The organism is Amycolatopsis sp. NPDC028719, assembly GCF_055565395.1.
This window is the reverse complement of record NZ_JBVHUL010000002.1, coordinates 982,896-1,002,986: the sequence shown is the minus strand read 5'-3', so window position 1 is coordinate 1,002,986 and position 20,091 is coordinate 982,896. Positions and strand designations below refer to the sequence as shown.

Annotated in this window: 16 protein-coding genes and 2 tRNA genes; 15 read left to right on the top strand and 3 right to left on the bottom strand. The window is 72.9% G+C overall.

The window, feature by feature from the left end; translation table 11 throughout:
• Positions 1–17: 17 nt before the first annotated feature.
• From ACZ4TR_RS12720 to ACZ4TR_RS12660, 13 genes are all read left to right on the top strand, one after another.
• Complete coding sequence (locus ACZ4TR_RS12720; protein WP_364517874.1) at positions 18–656, top strand: TetR/AcrR family transcriptional regulator; 639 nt, start codon at positions 18–20, stop codon at positions 654–656.
• Positions 657–772: 116 nt separating this feature from the next.
• Positions 773–2,245, top strand: coding sequence for an amidohydrolase family protein (locus tag ACZ4TR_RS12715; RefSeq protein WP_465287148.1), 1,473 nt, complete (start codon positions 773–775; stop codon positions 2,243–2,245).
• Positions 2,242–3,363: a M20 family metallopeptidase gene (locus ACZ4TR_RS12710; RefSeq protein WP_465287147.1), complete on the top strand. Its 1,122-nt coding sequence runs from the start codon at positions 2,242–2,244 to the stop codon at positions 3,361–3,363. The genes ACZ4TR_RS12715 and ACZ4TR_RS12710 overlap by 4 nt, the downstream gene beginning before the upstream one ends.
• Before the next feature lie 32 nt (positions 3,364–3,395).
• The gene (locus ACZ4TR_RS12705; RefSeq protein ID WP_465287146.1) at positions 3,396–4,280 is read left to right on the top strand and encodes a GNAT family N-acetyltransferase; all 885 of its coding nucleotides are present in this window, start codon (positions 3,396–3,398) and stop codon (positions 4,278–4,280) included.
• Positions 4,277–5,383: an o-succinylbenzoate synthase gene (menC, locus tag ACZ4TR_RS12700; protein ID WP_364517867.1), complete on the top strand. Its 1,107-nt coding sequence runs from the start codon at positions 4,277–4,279 to the stop codon at positions 5,381–5,383. The genes ACZ4TR_RS12705 and menC overlap by 4 nt, the downstream gene beginning before the upstream one ends.
• Positions 5,380–5,523: a hypothetical protein gene (locus tag ACZ4TR_RS12695; RefSeq protein ID WP_364517865.1), complete on the top strand. Its 144-nt coding sequence runs from the start codon at positions 5,380–5,382 to the stop codon at positions 5,521–5,523. Before menC ends, ACZ4TR_RS12695 begins: the two co-directional genes overlap by 4 nt.
• Positions 5,524–5,641: 118 nt before the next feature.
• Complete coding sequence (locus tag ACZ4TR_RS12690; protein WP_465287145.1) at positions 5,642–7,027, top strand: serine hydrolase domain-containing protein; 1,386 nt, start codon at positions 5,642–5,644, stop codon at positions 7,025–7,027.
• Complete coding sequence (locus ACZ4TR_RS12685) at positions 7,024–7,914, top strand: serine hydrolase (protein WP_465287144.1); 891 nt, start codon at positions 7,024–7,026, stop codon at positions 7,912–7,914. Before ACZ4TR_RS12690 ends, ACZ4TR_RS12685 begins: the two co-directional genes overlap by 4 nt.
• On the top strand, positions 7,911–9,506 hold the full coding sequence (locus ACZ4TR_RS12680; protein WP_465287143.1) for an ABC transporter substrate-binding protein: 1,596 nt from the start codon (positions 7,911–7,913) through the stop codon (positions 9,504–9,506). The genes ACZ4TR_RS12685 and ACZ4TR_RS12680 overlap by 4 nt, the downstream gene beginning before the upstream one ends.
• Positions 9,503–10,483: an ABC transporter permease gene (locus ACZ4TR_RS12675; protein ID WP_465287142.1), complete on the top strand. Its 981-nt coding sequence runs from the start codon at positions 9,503–9,505 to the stop codon at positions 10,481–10,483. Before ACZ4TR_RS12680 ends, ACZ4TR_RS12675 begins: the two co-directional genes overlap by 4 nt.
• A gap of 1 nt (position 10,484) precedes the next feature.
• Positions 10,485–12,371, top strand: coding sequence for a dipeptide/oligopeptide/nickel ABC transporter permease/ATP-binding protein (locus ACZ4TR_RS12670; protein WP_465287141.1), 1,887 nt, complete (start codon positions 10,485–10,487; stop codon positions 12,369–12,371).
• A 73-nt stretch (positions 12,372–12,444) separates the two neighbouring features.
• Positions 12,445–13,377 (top strand): ABC transporter ATP-binding protein, encoded by a 933-nt coding sequence (locus ACZ4TR_RS12665; RefSeq protein WP_465287140.1) that lies wholly within the window; start codon positions 12,445–12,447, stop codon positions 13,375–13,377.
• A gap of 26 nt (positions 13,378–13,403) precedes the next feature.
• On the top strand, positions 13,404–16,763 hold the full coding sequence (locus tag ACZ4TR_RS12660) for a serine hydrolase (RefSeq protein WP_465287139.1): 3,360 nt from the start codon (positions 13,404–13,406) through the stop codon (positions 16,761–16,763).
• Here the strand turns inward: ACZ4TR_RS12660 and ACZ4TR_RS12655 are convergent, their stop codons facing one another.
• The gene (locus tag ACZ4TR_RS12655; protein ID WP_465287138.1) at positions 16,764–16,901 is read right to left on the bottom strand and encodes a hypothetical protein; all 138 of its coding nucleotides are present in this window, start codon (positions 16,899–16,901) and stop codon (positions 16,764–16,766) included.
• A gap of 528 nt (positions 16,902–17,429) precedes the next feature.
• Entirely contained in the window at positions 17,430–18,875 is a 1,446-nt protein-coding gene (locus tag ACZ4TR_RS12650; RefSeq protein ID WP_465287137.1) for a DHA2 family efflux MFS transporter permease subunit, read from the bottom strand.
• A 194-nt stretch (positions 18,876–19,069) separates the two neighbouring features.
• Between ACZ4TR_RS12650 and ACZ4TR_RS12645 the strand changes: the two genes are divergently transcribed.
• Both ACZ4TR_RS12645 and ACZ4TR_RS12640 read left to right on the top strand, forming a co-directional pair.
• Positions 19,070–19,144: transfer RNA gene (locus ACZ4TR_RS12645), tRNA-Val, on the top strand.
• Positions 19,145–19,182: 38 nt separating this feature from the next.
• Positions 19,183–19,254: transfer RNA gene (locus ACZ4TR_RS12640), tRNA-Val, on the top strand.
• A 160-nt stretch (positions 19,255–19,414) separates the two neighbouring features.
• On the opposite strand, the gene ACZ4TR_RS12635 is transcribed toward ACZ4TR_RS12640, so the two are convergent.
• On the bottom strand, positions 19,415–20,014 hold the full coding sequence (locus ACZ4TR_RS12635) for a TetR/AcrR family transcriptional regulator (protein ID WP_465287136.1): 600 nt from the start codon (positions 20,012–20,014) through the stop codon (positions 19,415–19,417).
• Positions 20,015–20,091 lie beyond the last annotated feature (77 nt).

The window sequence follows — 20,091 nt, the reverse complement described above, 5'->3', positions numbered from 1 at the left end:
GACCAGGTGGTTTCGGAATGAACGTGAAGGCGGCCCGCGCGAGTGCGACGCGGGAGAGCATCCTCGTGACGGCGGAGCGGTTGTTCGCCGAGCACGGGGTGCAGGTGGTGTCCAACCGGCACATCAGCGAGGCCGCCGGGCAGGGCAACAACGCCGCCGTCAACTACCACTTCGGCACCAAAGTCGACCTGGTCCGCGCGATCGTCCGCAAGCACACCGGGCCGATGGAGCGGCTGCGCGCGGAGCTCGTGGAGGCCACCGGCGAGGACGCCGGGCTGCGCGACTGGGTGGCCTGCCTGGTCCGCCCGAGCACGACGTACCTGCGGGAACTCGGCGCGCCGACGTGGTTCGCCCGGTTCAGCGCCCAGGTGATGACCGACCCGGCGCTGCGGAAGATCATCGCGGAGGAGTCGCTCGCGTCCCCGGCGCTCGCCCGCGCGGTCGAGGGGCTGAACCGCTGCCTGGACGGCCTGCCGGCGGACGTCCGCGCGGAGCGGGGCGACATGGCCCGGCAGCTGATGATCCACATGACGGCGGAGCGCGAGCGGGCCCTGGCGGAGGGCACCCCCACGCCGAGGGCGACCTGGGACGACGCGGGGACGGGCCTGATCGACGCGATCACCGGCCTGCTCCTGGCCCCGGTCACCCCGGCCTGACCCCGGTTCGTCCGCGCGGCTGAACCCTGCCGCCCCGATTCGTCGCCGCGGACGAACGGCCTCGCCGGAAATCCTCCTAACGTCAGCCCGATCGGCGACGACGAGGAGGCGGACGGGTGCACACACTTCTGCGGGGCGGCCGGGTCGTGGACCCCGGGAGCGGGTTCGACGGCGTCGCCGACGTCCTGCTGAACGACGGCGCGGTCGAAGCCGTCGGCCCGGACCTCGACGCCCCGGATGCGAGGGAAGTCGACGTCACCGGGCTCGTCGTCGGGCCCGGGTTCGTCGACCTGCACAGCCACGTGCACTCCGTCGCCGGGCAGCGGCTGCAGGCCATGGACGGCGTCACCACCGCCCTCGACCTCGAAGCCGGGCTCATGCCGATCGAGCGGGCCTACGCCGAAGCCGCGAAAGCCGGACGTCCGCTGCACTACGGCTTTTCGGCGTCCTGGGGCGCCGCCCGGGCGCAGGTGCTCGCGAACATCGCCCCCGACGCGAGCATCGACAGCGGGCTCGCGATCCTCGGGAACCCGCAGTGGCAACGGAGTTCCTCGAAGAAGGAACTCGCCGCGTGGCTCGCGCTGCTCGAAGCCGAACTGGCCGGGGGAGCCCTCGGCATCGGCATCCTGATGGGCTACGCGCCCGCCACCGATCCCGGCGAGTTCATGGCCGTCGCGCACCTCGCCGCGAAGGCCGGCGTGCCCACCTACACCCACGTGCGCGAGCTGGTCGAGGTCGATCCGGCGATCCCGGTCGACGGCTCCGTCGAGGTCGCCGTCGCCGCGGGCGAGACCGGTGCCGCGATGCACCACTGCCACGTCAACAGCACCTCCGGCCACCACATCGACCGCGTCCTCGCCACCCTGGACACCGCCCGCCGCGAAGGCTCGCGCGTCACCGTCGAGGCCTATCCGTACGGTGCGGGCAGCACGGCGGTCGGCGCCGCCTTCATCGAGCCGGAACGGCTGCGGCTCAAGGGCTTGAAGCCGTCGAATGTCGTCATCCTCGAAACCGGGGAGCGGGTCCGCGACGAAGGACGTCTCCGGCAGCTGCGGCGGCAAGACCCGGGCGCGCCCTGCCTCCTCGAGTTCCTCGACGAACGGGACCCCCGCGATCGCGGGCTGCTGCACCAGGCGCTCGCCTTTCCCGACGCCGTCGTGGCCAGCGACGCCATGCCGGTCTACTGGCCGGACGGCCGCACCGAGAGCACCGAGTGGCCGCTGCCCCCGGGCGGCACGACGCACCCGCGGACCGCGGGGACCTTCGCGAAGACCCTGCGCTTGATGGTCCGCGAAACCGGGGCGTGGAGCTGGCTCGAAGCCTTCCGCCGCTGCTCCTACCTGCCTTCGCGGCTCCTCGACGACGTCGCGCCCGGCGCCCGCTGCAAGGGTCACCTCGGCGTGGGCGCGGACGCCGACCTCGTCGTCCTCGACCCGGCCCGGATCACCGACACCGCGACCTACCCCGACCCGACCCGGCCGTCCGTCGGCGTCCGGCACCTCTACGTCGCCGGGGTTCCCGTGATCAGCGAAGGAAATCTGAACACCGACGCGCTGCCCGGCAAGCCATTGCGGGGTGAGCCGCGGTGATCGACGACATCGAGACGCTCGTCCGCTGCGAGTCGCCCTCGGCCGACCACGAAGCCGTCGCGCGCAGCGCCGAGGTCGTCGCGGGGGTCGGCCGCCGCCTCCTCGGCGTCGAGCCCGAACGCATCATCACCGACGGCTGCACGCACCTGCGCTGGCGGTTCGGCGACGGCCCGCCTCGGGTCCTGCTGCTCGGCCACCACGACACCGTGTGGCCGCTGGGATCCCTGCGCACGCACCCCTTCGAAGTCCGCGACGGGATCCTGCGCGGACCCGGCTGCTTCGACATGAAGGCCGGGGTCGTGATGGCCCTCCACGCCGCCGCCGCGCTGCCCGGCCGCGACGGCCTCTCGATCCTCGTCACCGGCGACGAGGAGATCGGCTCGCCGCTGTCCCGCACCCTGATCGAGGAGGAAGCCAAGAGCTGCGACGCGGTCTTCGTGCTCGAGGCCTCGGCCGACGGTGGCGCGCTGAAGACGCGCCGCAAAGGCGTTTCCCTGTACCGCGTCGAGGTCGAAGGCCGCGCCGCACACGCCGGGCTTGAACCGGAGAAGGGCGTCAACGCGGGGATCGAGGTCGCCCACCAGATCCTCGCGATCGCCGCGCTCGCCGACCCGGCGAGCGGCACCACCGTGGTCCCGACCGCGCTCACGGCCGGGACCACGACGAACACCGTGCCCGCCAAGGCGAGCGTCGCCGTCGACGTCCGCGCGTGGGACGCGGCCGAACAGGACCGGGTCGACCGTGCCATCAGAAGCCTCACCCCGGTGCACGGAAAGGCCCGGATCCACATCGCCGGCGGCGTCAACCGCGCGCCGCTGGACGCGCGAGCCTCGTCGGAGCTGTTCGTGCTCGCGAACGAACTCGCGGGCGGGACGCTCACCGAAGCGGCGGTCGGCGGCGCGTCCGACGGCAACATCACCGCCGGGCTGGGCATTCCGACGCTCGACGGCCTCGGCGCGGTCGGCGGCGGCGCCCACGCCGACGACGAGCACGTCGTCGTCGCCGAGCTGGCCCGCCGCACCGCACTCCTCAAGGCACTCACCGAAACCGTGCTGACGCAACGGAGTTCGTCCGCCCCGACGAACGCGCGGGGCGAATCCGGTGCGGGACAACGGTGACCCGCCGGCGGCCTCCGGACAGGATCGGAGGCGTGACAGAAGTCGTGACGAACACAGCCCCGCCGCTGCGGGACGAGGCGGCCGCCAGCGCGGTCGCCGCCGCCACGGCCTCGGGGGTCCAGGTCCGGGCCCTGGCCGAGGTCGCCGACCTGATCGCCGTGACCCGGCTCTTCGAGTCGATCTGGCGCCCGGCCCCCGGCAACCAGCTCGTGACGCCCGAACTGCTGCGCGCCATGGTTTCGGCGGGTAACTACGTCGCGGGCGCGTTCGACGGGCCCGACCTCCTCGGCGCGTGCTTCGGGTTCTTCGGCGGGCCCGCGAAGGGGGGACTGCACAGCCACATCGCCGGGGTCGCGACCGCCGGGTACGGCCGCGGCATCGGCTTCGCGCTCAAGCTGCACCAGCGCGCGTGGGCCCTGCGCCAGGACGTCCCGGTGATCTCGTGGACGTTCGACCCGCTGGTGCGGCGCAACGCCCACTTCAACCTCACCAAGCTCGCCGCCCGCGCGGAGCAGTACCTGCCCGACTTCTACGGCCCGATGGAGGACGGCATCAACAGCGGGGGCGACACCGACCGGCTCATGGCCGTCTGGGACCTGGCGAGCCCGGCCGTGCGGGCGGCCGCCGAGGGCGAGCCGGCCCGGCTCGACGCGGCCACGCTGAAAGCCCGGGGCGCCGCCGTCGCGCTGGCCGCCGGCCCCGGCGGTGACCCGGTCACCGGGCCCGCCGACGCGCCGGTCGTGCTCGTGGCCGTGCCGCCGGACATCGAGGCGCTCCGGCGCGCCGACCCCGGCCGGGGCCGGGCGTGGCGAGTCGCGTTGCGGGAGGTGCTCGGCGGCCTGCTGGCCGGCGGCGCCTCGGTCGTCGGATTCGATCGTGCCGGCTGGTACGTGGTCGCGAAGGAGCAGTCATCGTGAAACTCACCGGGGTGGAACTCCTGCGTGTCCGGATGCCGCTGGTCGCGCCGTTCCGGACGTCGTTCGGCACGCAGGCCGAACGCGAACTGCTGCTCCTGCGCGCGGTGACGTCCGAAGGCGAGGGCTGGGGCGAGTGCGGCGCGATGGTCGACCCGCTCTACTCGTCCGAGTACGTCGACGGCGTCGAGCACGTGCTGCGGACCTTCCTCGTGCCCACGCTCCTCGCGGCCGGCGACCTCACCGCGAACAAGGTCGCGCCGCTGCTGGCGAAGTTCAAGGGCCACCGGATGGCCAAGGCCGCACTGGAGATGGCGGTGCTGGACGCCGAACTGCGCGCCCACGGCGTGTCCTTCGGCACGGCGCTGGGATCCACCCGGGACTCCGTGCCGTGCGGGGTGTCGGTCGGCATCATGGACACGATCCCGAAGCTCCTCGACGTCGTCGGCGGCTACCTCGACACCGGGTACCTGCGGATCAAGCTGAAGATCGAACCCGGCTGGGACGTCGAGCCGGTGCGCGCGGTCCGGGAGCGCTTCGGCGACGACATCCTGCTGCAGGTCGACGCGAACACGGCGTACACGCTCTCTGACGTGCCGCAGCTGCAGCGGCTCGACCCCTTCGAGCTGCTGCTGATCGAGCAGCCCCTCGAAGAGGAGGACGTGCTCGGCCACGCCGAGCTGGCCAAGCACATCCGGACGCCGATCTGCCTGGACGAGTCCGTCGTCTCCGCCCGCTCGGCCGCCGACGCGATCAAGCTCGGCGCGTGCCGGATCGTCAACATCAAGCCGAGCCGCGTCGGCGGGTACCTGGAGGCGCGGCGGGTGCACGACGTCTGCGCCGCGCACGGCGTCCCGGTGTGGTGCGGCGGGATGATCGAGACGGGGCTGGGCCGGGCGGCCAACGTCGCGCTCGCGTCGCTGCCCGGCTTCACCCTGCCCGGCGACACCTCGGCGTCGGACCGGTTCTACACCGACGACATCACCGAACCGTTCGTGCTGGAAGGCGGCCGGCTGCCGGTGCCGTCCGGGCCCGGCCTCGGCGTCACCCCGATCCCGGCGCGGCTCGCCGAGGTCACCACCGCGAAGTCCTGGCTCGCGTCATGACCACAGTGGACACGATGATCGCGCGGGCCCGGCAGTACGCGGTCCGGGCGGCGGTCACCACGTCGAAGGTCCGGATCCGGGTCGCCGTGGGGTACGCGGCGGCCCGGTCCGCCTTGCCCCGGCGGCTGCGGCCGCGGTGATTCGTCCGCCGCGATGAAAGTTTCGCCGGTTCTCGTCGGTTTCGACGAATCGGCCGCCCCGGTCGCCGTCCTAGCATCCCCGCATCGCCGGTTCCCCATCGTCGGACGAGAGGCAACCATGTCGAAGCTCACCGAACTCTCCGCCTGGCTGGAAAGCCGGCTCCCCGCGCTGCTGGCCGAGTACCAGGTGCCCGGCGCGGCCGTGGCCGTGTACGCCGGCGGCGAGATCATCGACCACGCGGCCGGGGTGCTCAACAAGGGCACCGGCGTCGAAGCCGACACGGACTCGCTGTTCCAGATCGGGTCCATCACCAAGATCTGGACGACGACACTGGCACTGCAGCTCGTCGACGAAGGCCTGCTCGATCTCGACCAGCCGGTGCGGAAGTACCTGCCGGACTTCCGGCTCGCCGACTCCGGCGCCGCCGCGCGGATCACCGTCCGGCAGCTGACGTGCCACACCGCGGGCTTCGAGGGCGACATCTTCACCGACACCGGCCGCGGCGCCGACTGCGTCGAAAAGTACGTCGCCACCCTCGGCGACGTGCCCCAGCTCTTCGCCCCCGGCGAGATGTTCTCCTACAACAACGCCGCGTTCTGCGTGCTCGGCCGCGTCGTGGAAGTGCTGCGCGGCAAGCCCTACAACGACTGCCTGGCCGAGTACCTGTTCGTCCCGTTGGGACTGACGCACGCCGCCGCGAGCCCGTACGAGGCGATCCGCTTCCGGGCCGCGCTGGGTCACGTGGCACGGGAACCCGGCGCCGAACCCGAACCCGCCGGCATCTGGGCACTGGCGCCGTCCAACGCCCCGGCCGGAGCGATGCTCGCCATGCGCGCCCGTGACCTCGTGACGTTCGCCGGCATGCACCTGCGGGACGGCGAAGGCCCGGACGGCACCCGCGTGCTGAGCGCGGACAGCGCCCGCGCCATGCGGGAGCGCGTGGTGGAGCTGCCCCACCTCGGCCTGATGGGCCGGGCGTGGGGCCTCGGCTGGTCGCTCTTCGGTTTCGACGACGGCGGGGTCGTCGGCCACGACGGCGGCACGATCGGCCAGTCGTCGTTCCTGCGCCTCGCGCCCGGACACGACGTCGCCGTCGCGCTGCTGACCAACGGTGGCCACCCGATCCCGGTGTACACCGAGGTCGTCGGCCACCTCCTGAAGGAGTTGACCGGCATCGAGCTCGCCGTGCTGCCGGTGCCGGCTCCGGACGCACCGCGCGTCGACGCCACGCGGTACGTCGGGGAGTACGCGTCGTCCGTCGCGGACATCACGGTCAGCCAGGACGGCGACGGCCGCGTCTGGGTCGAGCGCGTCCCGAAGGGGATCTTCGCGGAGCTGGCCAAGCCGGAGAAGACCGAGCTGGTCGCGATGAACGGCGACACGCTGATCCTGGCCGAGCCGATGCAGGGGATGTACCTGCCGCACGCCTTCGTCGGGGACGACGGCACCGGCCGGGCGCTCTACCTGCACACCGGCCGGGCCGACCGGCGGGTCAGCGCGTGAGTCCCGTCGAGACGGCGATCGCCGACGTCTTCGTGGGGGCCGGCGCGCGGGGTTTCCTGCACGCGCGCGAGGTCGGCGGCGGGCCGGAGGTGGCCGTCGGCGCGGACGACCCGGTGGTGCTCGCGTCGGTGTTCAAGATCCCGGTCGCCGTCGCCTACGCCCGTGAGGTCGTCGCGGGCCGGCTCGACGAGACCGCCCGGACCCGCGTCGGAAAGCGGTACCGCATCGGCGGGATCGGCACGGCGGGGTGCGCCGACGACGTCGAGCTGAGCTGGCGCGACCTCGCGCTGTTCATGCTGACGATGAGCGACAACGCCGCCACCGACGTCGTCTTCCACCGCGTCGGCCAGGAAGCCGTCGACCGCGTGCTCGCCGACCTCGACCTGCGCCACACCCGGCTGATCGGCTGTTGCGAGGACCTCTTCGCCTCCGTGCTGGCGGACCTCGGCGCGGCCGAAGACGCCGACCTCGACGCCGTGTTCGCCGGCGCGACGCCGGAGCAGACCCGGAAGCTGGCGGTGCTCGACCCGGAGCGCACGTCGGCGTCCACGCCCCGGGAGACCACCACGCTGCTCGACGCGATCTGGACCGACCGCGCCGCGGAGCCGGCCGCGTGCGAACGGGTGCGGTCGATGATGGCGCGGCAGATCTGGCCCCACCGGATCTCGTCCGGCTTCGGCTCCGACGTCGCCGTCGCGGCCAAGACCGGCACCCTGCCCGCGGTGCGCAACGAAGCGGGCGTCGTGTCCTACCCGGACGGCCGCCGGTTCGCCGTCGCCGTCTTCACCCGCGCGGACTCCCTCGCCGAGCGGCAACCCGCCGTCGACGCCGCGATCGGCGAGGCCGCCCGCCTCGCCGTGGACCACCTGCGGAAGGAAACACCATGACCAGGACTCGGACGGCGGGGGTCGTGCTCGGGGTGCTCGCCCTGGCCGCGACCGCCTGCGGGGGATCGGGCAGCGGCCCGGGCGCCGGCGACGGCACCCCGGTGGACGGCAAGACGTTCAGCCTCGGCATCGGCTCGGACCCGGGCACCATCGACCCGCACATGACGGTGTTCTCGGTGGCGATCCAGCTCGACCTGTTCCTCTACGACTCGCTGCTCGGGCAGTCCGCCGACGGCAAGCCGGTCGCCGGGCTGGCGGAAAAGTGGGACGCCACCACGACGACGACGGCGAGCTTCACCCTGCGCCCCGGCGTCACCTGTTCCGACGGCGCCCCGCTGACCGCCGCCGACGTCGCCGCCAACGTGAACTTCATCGGCGACCCGGCCAACAAGTCGCCGATCGCCGGTCTTTACATCGCCCCCGGCACGAAGGCGACCGCCGACGAGGCGACCCGGACGATCACCGTCACCAGCGGGAAGCCGGACGCGTTCCTGCTCCGCAACATCGGTGGCGTGCCGATCGCCTGCGCCAAGGGCCTGGCCGACCGCAAGCTGCTGGCCAAGGGCGAGAGCGGCACCGGCATGTTCGCGATCAGCGAGGTCGTCCCGAACGACCACTACACGCTGACCCGCCGCAAGGACTACACGTGGGGTCCCGGCGACTGGAAGGCCGAGACCGGCCTGCCGGACAAGGTCGTCGTCCGGGTCATCCCGAACACCACCACCGCCACCAACCTGCTGCTGTCGGGCGAGCTGAACGCGGCGGCGATCAACGGGCCCGACCGGCAGCGCCTGGAGGGGCGCAAGCTGTTCCACGCGGACTACCTCGCCCCGCTCGGCGAGATCTTCTACAACCAGGCCACCGGCCGGCCCGGCCAGGACGAGGCCGTCCGCCGCGCGCTCACCCAGGGCCTCGACCTGGCCCAGCTGGGCAAGGTGCTGACCGCCGGCGCGGGCAAGCCGTCGCAGGGCATGATCACCGCCGAGCCGAAGGTCTGCACCGGGGACACCGTCACCGGCAACCTGCCCGCCCACGATCCCGCGACCGCGGCCTCGGCACTGGACGCCGCGGGCTGGAAGAAGGGGGCGGACGGCGTCCGCGCCAAGGACGGCAAGCGGCTCACGCTCACCGTCCTCTACGGCACGCAGCTCGGCCCGACGATGGCGCCCACCGCCGAACTGCTGCAGCAGATGTGGAAGTCGCTCGGCGCCGAGGTCACGCTGAAGGGCGTCGACAGCCCGGGCCTCAACCAGGCGCTCTTCGGCACCGGCGAGTGGGAGGTGTCCCTCGGCCCGGTCGGCTTCGCGCTGCCCAGCCAGCTGGTGCCGTTCGTCTCCGGCCCGGCCGCCCCGGACGGCACGAACTTCGCCCACATCGCCAACCCCGGCTACGACCAGGCGGTGCAGCAGGCGGCGTCGAAGCCCGGCGAGGCGAGCTGCCCGGACTGGAACGCGGCGGAGACCGCGCTGGTCAAGCGGGTGGACGCGGTGCCCTACTTCGACTCCGTCGTCCCGACCTACGGCAGCGGCGCGAAGTTCACGTTCAGCCAGGGCAGCCTGATGCCGTCCTCGATCCGGATGCTCGCGAAGTGACCACCGCGGCGGCGCCCGCCCGCCTGCGCGGCGGTCCGTGGCCGGCGTTCGCCGCACGGCGGCTGGCCCGGTTCGCCGTCTCGCTGTGGGCGCTGCTCACCGCGGCGTTCCTGATGATCCACCTGGTCCCCGGCGACCCGGTCCGGGCGGCGCTCGGCATGACCGCGCCCGCCGACCTGGTCGCCGCCCGGCGCCAGGCGCTCGGGCTGGACGACCCGCTGTGGGTGCAGTACGGGCACTACCTGCGCGGTCTGGTCACCGGCGACTTCGGGACGTCGATGGTGAGCGGGCAGCCGGTCGCGCAGGTGATCGGCGACCGGCTGCCCGCCACGCTGCAGCTGGCCGTGCCGGCCTTCGCCGTCGTGGTGCTCGTCGCGGTCCCGCTCGGCGTCTGCTTCGCGGTGCTCACGCGCGGCGGCCGCCGCCGGGGCGCGGAGCTGGGCTTCACGTCGATGAGCGTGCTCGTCGCCGCCATTCCCGAGTTCCTGGTCGGAGTCGGGCTGGTGGCGCTGCTCGCCGTCGGCCTCGGCTGGTTCCCGGTGGCGGGCGCCGACGACGTGAGCGCGTACGTGCTGCCGGTCGCGGCCCTGGCGATCGGGCCGGCGGCGGTGCTGGCCCGGATCATCCGGGTCGAGCTGCTTTCCGTGCTGGGCGCCGACTTCGTCCGCACGGCGCGGGCGAAGCGGCTGCCCGCGCGGCTGGTCTACGTCCGGCACGCGCTGCCGAACGCGCTCACCGCGACCCTCACCCTGGGCGGGCTGATGCTGACCGGGATGGTCGCGGGCACGGTCCTGGTGGAGAACGTGTTCGCCTGGCCCGGCCTCGGCTCGACGATCGTGCAGTCGATCGTGACGAAGGACTACCCGCTGGTGCAGGGGATCGTGCTGGTCTACGGCGTCGGCGTGCTGCTGGTCAACCTGCTGGTCGACGTCCTGCTCGGGCTGCTCGACCCCCGCTCGGCGATCCGGGAGGCCTGAGATGGCTCGACGACGGGGCTCGGCGTGGGTGGCGGCCGTGCGCACCCCGGTGGGCGCGTGCTCGGCGGTGCTGCTGGCCGTGGTGGTCCTGCTGGCGGTCCTCGCCCCGCTCGTGTGGGGCGACGGCGCCGCGGCGATCGACACCGACGCCATCGGCCAGGGCCCCTCGGGCGCGCACCCGTTCGGCACCGACTCCCTCGGCCGCGACCTCCTGCTCCGCACCCTGGTCGCGACCCGGCTGTCGATCGGGCTCGCGGTCCTCGCGACCGCGATCGGCGTCGGCACCGGGGTCGTGCTCGGCACGCTGCCCTCGGTCCTGCCGCGGTGGGCGGGCCGGCTGGTCATCGCGGCCGTCGACATCGCGGTCGCGTTCCCCGGCCTGCTGCTGGCGCTGTTCTTCGCGGTGATCTTCGGCGTCGGCACGCAGGGCGCGGTGCTGGCGATCGCGTTCGCGATGGCGCCGGCGTTCGCCCGGCTCGTGCAGACGCTGTCCGCGTCGGTGAGCGGACGCGACTTCGTCGCCGCGGCCCGGGTGTCCGGCGTCGGGCGGATCCGGCTGCTGGCCCGGCACGTCCTGCCCAACATCGGGGAACCCCTCGTCGTGAACGCGACCATCGGGGCCGGTTCGGCGTTGCTGGCCTTCGCGGGCCTGTCGTTCCTCGGGATCGGCGTGCAGGCACCGGACTTCGACTGGGGCCGGCTGCTGCGCGAAGGACTGGACGGCATCTACGTCAACCCGGTGGCCGCGCTCGCGCCCTGCGGGGCCGTGGTGCTGGCCGGGCTCGCGTTCAACCTGGTGGGGGAAACGGTGGCCGGCGTGGTCGGGGTCCGGACGCGCGCGTCGCGGCGGGCGGCGGGCCCGCTGCCGGCCCCGCGGCCCGCGGCCGCCGGCGAGGTCCCGGACGACGCCGTGCTGGTCGTCGAGAACCTCCAGGTGGCGTTCCCGGGCCCGGCCGGGTGGACGGTGCCGGTACGCGGAGTGAGCTTCAGCGTCCGCGCCGGGGAAGCGGTCGGCGTCGTCGGCGAGTCGGGCTCCGGCAAGAGCCTGACCGCGCTGGCGGTGTCGCGCCTGATCGAAGCGCCCGGCGTGGTCACCGCGGACCGGCTGGAGTTCGACGGCAAGCCCGTGGACAAGGCCTCGGACCGCGAGCTCGGCACGTCGCTCGCCATGGTGTTCCAGGACCCGATGACGTCGTTCAACCCGGCTCGCCGGGTCGGGCGGCAGCTCGCCGAGGTGTCCGAACAGCACCACGGCCTGTCGCGGCGAGCGGCGTTCGCCCGCGCGATCGACCGCTTGACCGCGGTGCGCGTCCCGGCCGCGGCCCGGCGGGCCCGCCAGTACCCGCACGAGTTCTCCGGCGGCATGCGGCAGCGCGCGATGATCGGCATGGGCCTGATGGGGCGGCCGAAGCTCGTCATCGCCGACGAGCCGACGACCGCGCTCGACGTCACCGTGCAGCGCCAGGTGCTGCGCCTGCTCGCCCGCACCCGCGAAGCCGAAGGCGCGGCGATCCTGCTCATCAGCCACGACATCGCCGTCGTTTCCCAGACGTGCGAACGGATGCTGGTGATGTACGCCGGGCGCGTGGTCGAGGACCTGCCCACCGGAAGCCCGCCGCAGCACCCGTACACGCGGGCGCTGCTGGCCACGACCGTCGACCTCGACACCGACCGCGACGCGCCCCTGGAAGTGATCCCCGGCCGCCCGCCGGAGCCGGACCAGGTGCCGGCCGGCTGCGCGTACGCCGCCCGGTGCCCGCTGGCGACCGACCGCTGCCGGGACGAGGACCCGGTGCTGGCACCGGCCGCCGGCACGCACCGGGTCGCGTGCTGGCACCCGCAGGTCAGTGTCCTTTCCGGACAGTCACGGGAGGAAGGTGCCGCATGAGCGAGCCTGCGAGCGAATCGATCGACACCGCGCCGTCCGCTCAGGCCGGGCCGAGCGTCAGCGAGGCGTGCGCATGAGCGCGCTGGAGTTCGATGCGGTGAGCGTCCGCTACGGCAAGCTGACCGCGGTCGACGGCGTCAGCCTGACCGTCCCGTCCGGACAGGTCGTCGGCCTCGTCGGCGAGTCCGGCTCGGGCAAGTCGACGCTCGCCCGGGCCGCCGTCGGGCTCGCTCCGGTCAGCGGGGGCCGGGTGCGGCTCGGCGGCGTCGACGTCCGGAAGCTGCCCCGGCGCCGCCCGCTGCAGATGGTGTTCCAGGATCCGTATTCGTCGCTGGACCCGCGGATGGCGATCGGCGAATCGATCACCGAAGCCATGCCCCGGGACATTTCCCGCGGAGCCCGGCGGGACGAGGTGGCGAGGCTGCTCGACCTGGTCCAGCTCGACCCGGAACGGGCCACGATGCTGCCCGGGCAGCTCTCCGGCGGGCAACGCCAGCGCGTCGCCCTGGCCCGGGCGCTGGCCGGGCGGCCCCAGGTCTTGATCGCCGACGAGATCACCTCGGCGCTCGACGTCTCGGTGCAGGGCGCGGTGCTCAACCTGGTCCGGGACGTGCAGCGGCGGCTGGCGCTGTCGATGCTGTTCATCTCCCACAACCTCGCGGTGGTGCGGTACGTCAGCGACGTCGTCGCGGTGATGTACCTCGGCCGGATCGTCGAGGCCGGGCCCGCCGAGCAGGTCCTCACCGACCCGCGGCACCCGTACACGCGGGACCTGCTGGCCGCCGCGCCGTCGGCGCACCGCGGCCTGCTCGACGACGTGGGCGGCGACCCGCTCGCCGACACCGAACCCGCCGACCCGCACCACCCGCCGCCCGGCTGCCGCTACCACCCGCGGTGCCCGATCGGCCCGCTCGTGCACACCGACCGCACGCTCTGCGTCAGCGCCGACCCGGCCGACGACGCCGCCCACCGGCCGCACCACGCGGCCTGCCACTTCGCCGCGTGAGCCCGTCATCCCACAAGGAGATCCGCATGACCCGCCGTATCGGCATCGACGACCTGTACGCCCTGGAGTTCCCCGAGCAACCGGCGATTTCCCCGGACGGCACGCGGATCGTCTACGCGCTGCGCACCGCCGACCGCGAGAAGGACGAGGACACCCGGTCGCTCTGGCAGGTCGCCGTGGCCGCGCCGGGCGAGCCGCGCCGGCTGACCCGCGGCACCGCCGACGCGGCCCCGGTGTGGTCGCCGGACGGGACGCGGATCGCGTTCCTGCGCGCCCACGACGGCCCGGCGCAGCTGTGGCTGCTGCCCGCCGACGGAGGTGAGCCCGAGCAGGTCACCACGCTGCCGCTGGGCGCGGGCACCCCCGTGTGGCGCCCGGACGGCGCCGAGATCGCCTTCAGCGCCCCGATCGACCTCGCCGCCGAGGAAGGCGAAGACGACGGCGCGCAGGGCCGCCGCGCGAGCGCCCCGGTGGTCGCCGACCGGCTGGACTTCAAGGCCGACGGCGCCGGGCTGCTGCGGACCCTGCGCAAGCACGTCCACGTTCTCGACGTCGCCACGGGCGAGGTCCGCCGGGTGACGTCGGGGGACTGGCACGCGGGCGATCCCGCCTGGTCGCCGGACGGCTCGAAGCTGGCGTTCCCGGGTGCCCTCGACGCCGACCCCGACCTGACTTTCCGTTCGGGCGTCTACGTTCTCGAGCCCGGTGACCGGACCTCGGAGCCGCGCCTGGCCGGCTCGGCCGACGGGATGAGCGGGACCGTCACCTGGACCGCGGACGGTACGGCCCTGCTCGTCATCGGCCGCCGCGACACCGCGCCGGGCCACGCCGGTCTGCTGCGCGTTCCCCTGGACGGCGGCGAGACCGTCGACCTCGCCGCGTCCCTCGACCGCAACGTGATGGCGGGCGGCCCGGGCTACCCCGGCGCGGTCCCGCGGCTCTTCGGCGACGGCTCGGCGGTGCTGTTCTGCGTCCGCGACCGCGGCTGCACGCACCTGTACGCCGTCGACGTCGCGGGTGGCGAGCCGCGGCGCGTCCTCGGCGAGGCCGGAACCGCCGTGGACGGGCTGAGCGTCGCCGGGACCACCGCGGCGGTCGTGCTGAGCACGCCGGCGTCGTTCGGCGAGATCGCGACGGTCGACGTCACCGGGGGAGCGGCGCGGGTGCACACCGCCCACGGCCCCGGCGACGTAGAGTTGTTCACGCGCGAGGAGCGGGAGTTCACCGTCTCCGACGGCACCGTCGTGCACGGCTGGCTGCTGCGCGACCCCGCCCGCACCGGCCCGCTCCCGCTGCTGCTGGACATCCACGGCGGCCCGCACAACGCGTGGAACGGCACCGCCGACGCCGTGCACCTCTACCACCAGCGGCTCGCCGCGCGCGGGTGGGCGGTCCTGCTGCTCAACCCGCGCGCCAGCGACGGCTACGGCGAAGCGTTCTACACCGCCGCGGTCGGCGCCTGGGGCGTGGCCGACGCCAAGGACTTCCTCGAGCCGCTGGACCAGCTCGTCGCGGAAGGGACGGCGGACGCGGGACGGCTGGCGGTGACCGGCTACAGCTACGGCGGCTTCATGACGTGCTACCTCACCAGCCGCGACGACCGGTTCGCCGCCGCGGTCGCGGGCGGGGTCGTCAGCGACGTGGTCAGCATGGCCGGCACGTCCGACAGCGGCCACTACCTCGGCGTCGCCGAGCTCGGGGCCGTCCCGGCGGAGAACCGCGCGCACTACGCGGCGCTTTCCCCGCTGGCGCAGGTGGAAAAGGTGCGCACGCCGACGCTGGTCGTGCACGGCGCCGCCGACGACCGGTGCCCCGCCGGGCAGGCCGAACAGTGGTTCACCGGCCTGCGCGAGCAGGGCGTGCCCACTCGGCTGGTGCTCTACCCGGGCGCGTCGCACCTGTTCATCCTCGAGGGCCGCCCGTCGCACCGCGCCGACTTCAACCGCCGCGTCGCCGACTGGGTGGAGCAGCACGCGGGCGAGCCGGGCCAGCCGGTCCGGGTGCCGATCGACGCCGCGCACTGGCGCCGCCGCCTCGCCGAGCTCGCGCGCAAGCACCGCGTTCCCGGTGCGGCGCTGGGCATCCTGCGCCTCGACGGCGACGAGGTCGTGCAGGTGAGCCACGGCGTGCTGAACAAGGCGACCGGGGTCGAGGTCACCGACGACTCGGTGTTCCAGATCGGCTCGATCACCAAGGTGTGGACGGCGACCGTCGCGATGCAGCTGGTCGACGAAGGGCTGCTGCAGCTCGACGCGCCGATCGCCGACGTCCTGCCCGAGCTGCGGCTCGCCGACCCCGACGTCACGAAGAAGGTGACGCTGCGGCACCTGCTGACGCACACCAGCGGCATCGACGGCGACGTCTTCACCGACACCGGCCGCGGCGACGACTGCCTCGAGAAGTACGTCGCGATCCTCGACCAAGCCGCGCAGACGCACCCGCTCGGCGCGACGCTGTCCTACTGCAACTCGGGGTTCGTCCTCGTCGGCCGGGTGATCGAGAAGCTGACCGGCAAGACCTGGGACGCGGCTCTGCGCGAGCGCCTGTTCACGCCGCTCGGTCTCGAGCGGACGAGCACCCTGCCGGAGGAAGCGCTCCTGCAGCGCGCGGCGATGGGCCACGTCGCGGCCGGGGACGCCGAGCCGGAGCCGGCGCCGGTGTGGGGGTTGCAGCGCTCGGCGGGCCCGGCCGGGCTCATCACGGCATCGACCGACGACGTCCTCGCGTTCGCCCGCCTGCACCTGACCGGCGGCCTCGGCCCGGACGGCTCGCGCGTGCTCTCGGCCGAATCCGCGCAGGCGATGACCGAAGAGCAGTTCGAGATGCCGGACAAGGACACCCTCGGCGATTCGTGGGGCCTCGGCTGGATCCGCTTCGGCTGGGACGGCCACCGCGTCTACGGCCACGACGGCAACACGATCGGGCAGGCGGCCTTCCTGCGGATCCTGCCCGGGCACGGGCTGGCGATCACGCTGCTCACCAACGGCGGCAGTACCCACGACCTCTACGAGGAGCTCTACCGCGAGCTCTTCGCCGAGCTGGCGGGCGTGGCGATGCCGCGGCCGCTGGAACCGGCCGTGCCGGCTCCCGACGTCGACGCCTCGGAGTTCCTCGGCGTCTACGAGCGGGAGTCGGTCCGCACCGAAGTCCTCACCCGCGAGGGAAAGCTGTGGATCCGGCAGACCGTCACCGGCCCGCTCGCCGAGCTGGTGCCGGAGCCGACGACCGAGGACGAGCTGGTGCCGGTCGGTCCGGCGCACTTCGCGTACAGCCCGGCGGGCATGCGCGGCTGGGTGTCGGTGACGTTCTACACGCTGCCGACGGGGGAGCGGTACCTGCACTCGGGCGTGCGGGCGACGCCGAAGGTCAAGGAGCTCCAGGGGTGATCACGACGCGCTGAGTCGTTCCGGTGTCCGCCAGGCGGTTTCGACGTCCTGGAGGGGCACCGGACGCGCGTCGGTCCGGAAGCGGCCGATCCCGGTGACGAGGGCCCGCAGCTCGGCGACGGTGTCCCGGGTGGGCACCGAACCCCGGCCGCTGCCGACGAGTTGCAGGCGCGCCGATCTCCACCCACGTCAGCGGACGGCCCCGGTCGGCGCGTTCGGTGACGATCGTGCGCAGGTCTCGCGGGCGATGGCCCCGCTGACGTCCGGACCGGCCGCGGCGGACCGTGCGCGGCTGGGCGTTTTCTTGGGGCCGGATGCTGGCATGAGCCCGGTCACGTCGGGGAACACCGGCGGGCGCGGGACGTTGTAACGGGTGTCGGTACGGAGGAGTCCCCGGGCCTCACCCACTGCCTTCACGGCTCTGTCTTTGAAGAGTGCCAGTTCGGCTGGAGCCGTGTCGAGCCACTCGCCGCGAGGCGACCCCCGTACCGGCCCCGAACTCCCGCTTTCGCTCGCAGGTCTCCCCCAGCCTTCGCTGAGCGGAAGCGGGACTTTCTCCGTCCGAAGTGGACCGATTTCCGCACGTGTCGCACGCAGTGAATGACTCATTCCTTGCGCCGGACGCCAGGAATGAGTCATTCACTGCATCCGGGCCGCGGCCCGCCGTCAGTGCGTCGGAGTCGCCTTGGCGCCGGACTTCGAGCGGATCAGCCAGGTCCCCGCGAAGGAGACCAGCCCGATCACGCCGGCCACCACGAACGCGGCCCGCAGCCCGGCAGCGTCCGGCCCCGCCGCCGCGCCGTCCGCGCTCCACAGCGTCGCCACGCTCACGAACACCGCCGTCCCCAGCGCGCCCGCCACCTGCTGCAGCGTCGCCAGGATCGCGCTCCCGTGCGAGTACAGGTGATCCGGCAGCGAACCCAGCGACTCGGTGAACAGCGGCGTCATCATCAGCCCGAGCCCGGTCATCAGCAGCACGTGGATCCCGATCACCGCGATCAGCGGCGAGCCCGCCCCCAGCATCGTGAACAGCCACAGCGACACCGCCATCGCCGCCGCACCCGGGATCACCAGCGGGCGCGCGCCGACCTTGTCGAACAGCGACCCCACCGGACGACCCAGCAGACCCAGCACCAAGCCGCCGGGCAGCACCGCCAGACCGCTCACGAAGGTGCTCGTGTGCAGCACCGTCTGCAGGTACAGCGGCAGCAGGATCGCCGCCGCGCCGATCAGGCACACGAACAGCAGCGCCATCAGCACCACCGCCACCACGAAACTCCGGTGCGTGAACGGCCGCAGATCCAGCAACGCCCGGTCACGACGCTGCAGCCGCAGCTGCCGCCACGTGAACACCACCAGCGCGACCACGCCGACCACGATCGGCACCCACATCGGCACCAGCGGCTCCGCGCCGGCCTGCTCACCGGACGACGACAGCCCGTACAGCACACCGCCGAACCCGATCGCCGACAGCAGCACCGACGGCACGTCCAGCGGCACCCGCCGCGTCTCGCTCGTCAGCCGCAGCTGCAGCGCGCCGGTCACCAGCGCCGCGACCGACAGCGGCAGCACGATCCAGAACATCCACCGCCAGCCCAGCGACGACAGCACCGCGCCGCCGATCGTCGGCCCGATCGCGGGCGCCACCGCGATGACGATCGTGATCGTCCCCATCGTCGCGCCACGCCGCTCCGGCGGCACCAGCCGCATCACCGTCGTCATCAGCAACGGCAGCATCACCGCCGTGCCGCACGCCTGCACCACCCGCCCGGCCATCAGCACCCCGAACCCGGGCGCGACCGCGCACAACAGCGTGCCGAGGCTGAACGCCGACAGCGAAAACAGGAAGACCGTCCGCGGCGAGAACCGCTCGAGCAAGAACCCGGTCGTCGGGATGACCACGGCCATCGTCAGCAGGAACCCGCTGGTCAGCCACTGCACGGTCGTCGTCGGCACCCGCAGGTCGACGGTCAGGTCGCGCAACGCGACACTCAGGATCGTCTCGTTGAGGATCATCACGAACGCCGACAGCACCAAGACCCCGATGAGGAGGCCCGGGCGCACCGGAGCGCGGTCGACGTCGGCGGGCGGGGTGGACACGGTGTCGGTCATCGAGGTGAGAGCTCTCCTGGTCGGCGCACGGACCCGGCGACAGCCGGGACGTCAAGCGTGCTGTCTTCCTGCAGTCTGCCCGTTTCGGCACCTTCGTGTCACGGCGGTTTCCGCCGTGCCCCCGGTCACACCCGACCCCCTGCTGACGCTCCGGAACCATCCGATATGCTTCAGCGAGTACGGAGTTCCGCAGCGCGCGATTAGCTCAGCGGGAGAGCGCTTCCCTGACACGGAAGAGGTCACTGGTTCAATCCCAGTATCGCGCACCACGAGCCCACCCCCGGGACCTCGTGGAAGTTCGTACGACGGGCGATTAGCTCAGGGGGAGAGCGCTTCGTTCACACCGAAGAGGTCACTGGTTCGATCCCAGTATCGCCCACGAGATTCGCGGTTGAGCCCTGCTTGCGGAAAACGCAAGCGGGGCTCTTCTCGTTGTGTCCGGTGGGGGTCGAACCCCCACACCCCCGCCGGGGGCACGCCCCCGGACCCCCAGGCTGGTTGCGTCCTGTTTGTGGCCAGGCTTTGTCCACTTCTGACTTTCACAACAGCCTGCGCTGGACTGCGTCCGCTGTGATCGTGTGCACCATCTGGGTCAGCTCGGCCGGGTTCGGGAGCGTGTGGCGGGGGCGGCCCGCGAAGATCAGGTGGCCTGCTCCGATCAGGGATACAGCCAGGGAATCCGTGTTTGCGTCTGCCGCAATGCGGCCCTGGGCGCGCTCTGCTTTCAGGTAGGCCGCGAGCATCTCCCTTGCCTCCGCCAGGAAGGGGAGGCCGCCGTTGGGGTCGCGTAGGCGGGTTCGGAGTTCGTCGCGGAAGAACAGCAAGCTGGTCAGGGCCACCGATACCGGGTCGAACAGCTCGGTCAGTGCGTCGATGATGTTGTCGGCCACACTGCGTGTTCCCGCTGATGCCTCCAGGATTGCCGACTGGTCCGTCAGGCGGGCGATGCGGTCCTTGATCAGCTCCGCCAGGAACTCGTCGAAATCGGTGAAGTGGCGGTGCAACACGCCCTTCGCCACATCGGCTTCCGCTGTTACCGCTCGGCTGGTCAGGGCGTTGGGGCCTTCGCGGAGGAGGACTCGCTCGGCTGCTTGGAACAGCTGCTGGCGTACGTCGCGTAGGTGGACCCCGGTTGGCATGGCTCCATTCTCCGTTACGCCCGGCGCGAACGCTGTCGCGGTTGTTCTAGTGGGCGAGTGCCCACTATGGTGGGCGC

What these genes read in the sequence shown, in the direction of transcription:
- ACZ4TR_RS12660 (WP_465287139.1), top strand. Translation starts at nt 13,404, where the DNA reads ATGACCCGCCGTATCGGCATCGACGACCTGTACGCCCTGGAGTTCCCC.
- ACZ4TR_RS12690 (WP_465287145.1), top strand. Translation starts at nt 5,642, where the DNA reads ATGTCGAAGCTCACCGAACTCTCCGCCTGGCTGGAAAGCCGGCTCCCC.
- ACZ4TR_RS12670 (WP_465287141.1), top strand. Translation starts at nt 10,485, where the DNA reads ATGGCTCGACGACGGGGCTCGGCGTGGGTGGCGGCCGTGCGCACCCCG.
- ACZ4TR_RS12695 (WP_364517865.1), top strand. Translation starts at nt 5,380, where the DNA reads ATGACCACAGTGGACACGATGATCGCGCGGGCCCGGCAGTACGCGGTC.
- ACZ4TR_RS12635 (WP_465287136.1), bottom strand. Translation starts at nt 20,014, where the DNA reads ATGCCAACCGGGGTCCACCTACGCGACGTACGCCAGCAGCTGTTCCAA.
- ACZ4TR_RS12680 (WP_465287143.1), top strand. Translation starts at nt 7,911, where the DNA reads ATGACCAGGACTCGGACGGCGGGGGTCGTGCTCGGGGTGCTCGCCCTG.
- ACZ4TR_RS12665 (WP_465287140.1), top strand. Translation starts at nt 12,445, where the DNA reads ATGAGCGCGCTGGAGTTCGATGCGGTGAGCGTCCGCTACGGCAAGCTG.
- ACZ4TR_RS12720 (WP_364517874.1), top strand. Translation starts at nt 18, where the DNA reads ATGAACGTGAAGGCGGCCCGCGCGAGTGCGACGCGGGAGAGCATCCTC.
- ACZ4TR_RS12650 (WP_465287137.1), bottom strand. Translation starts at nt 18,875, where the DNA reads ATGACCGACACCGTGTCCACCCCGCCCGCCGACGTCGACCGCGCTCCG.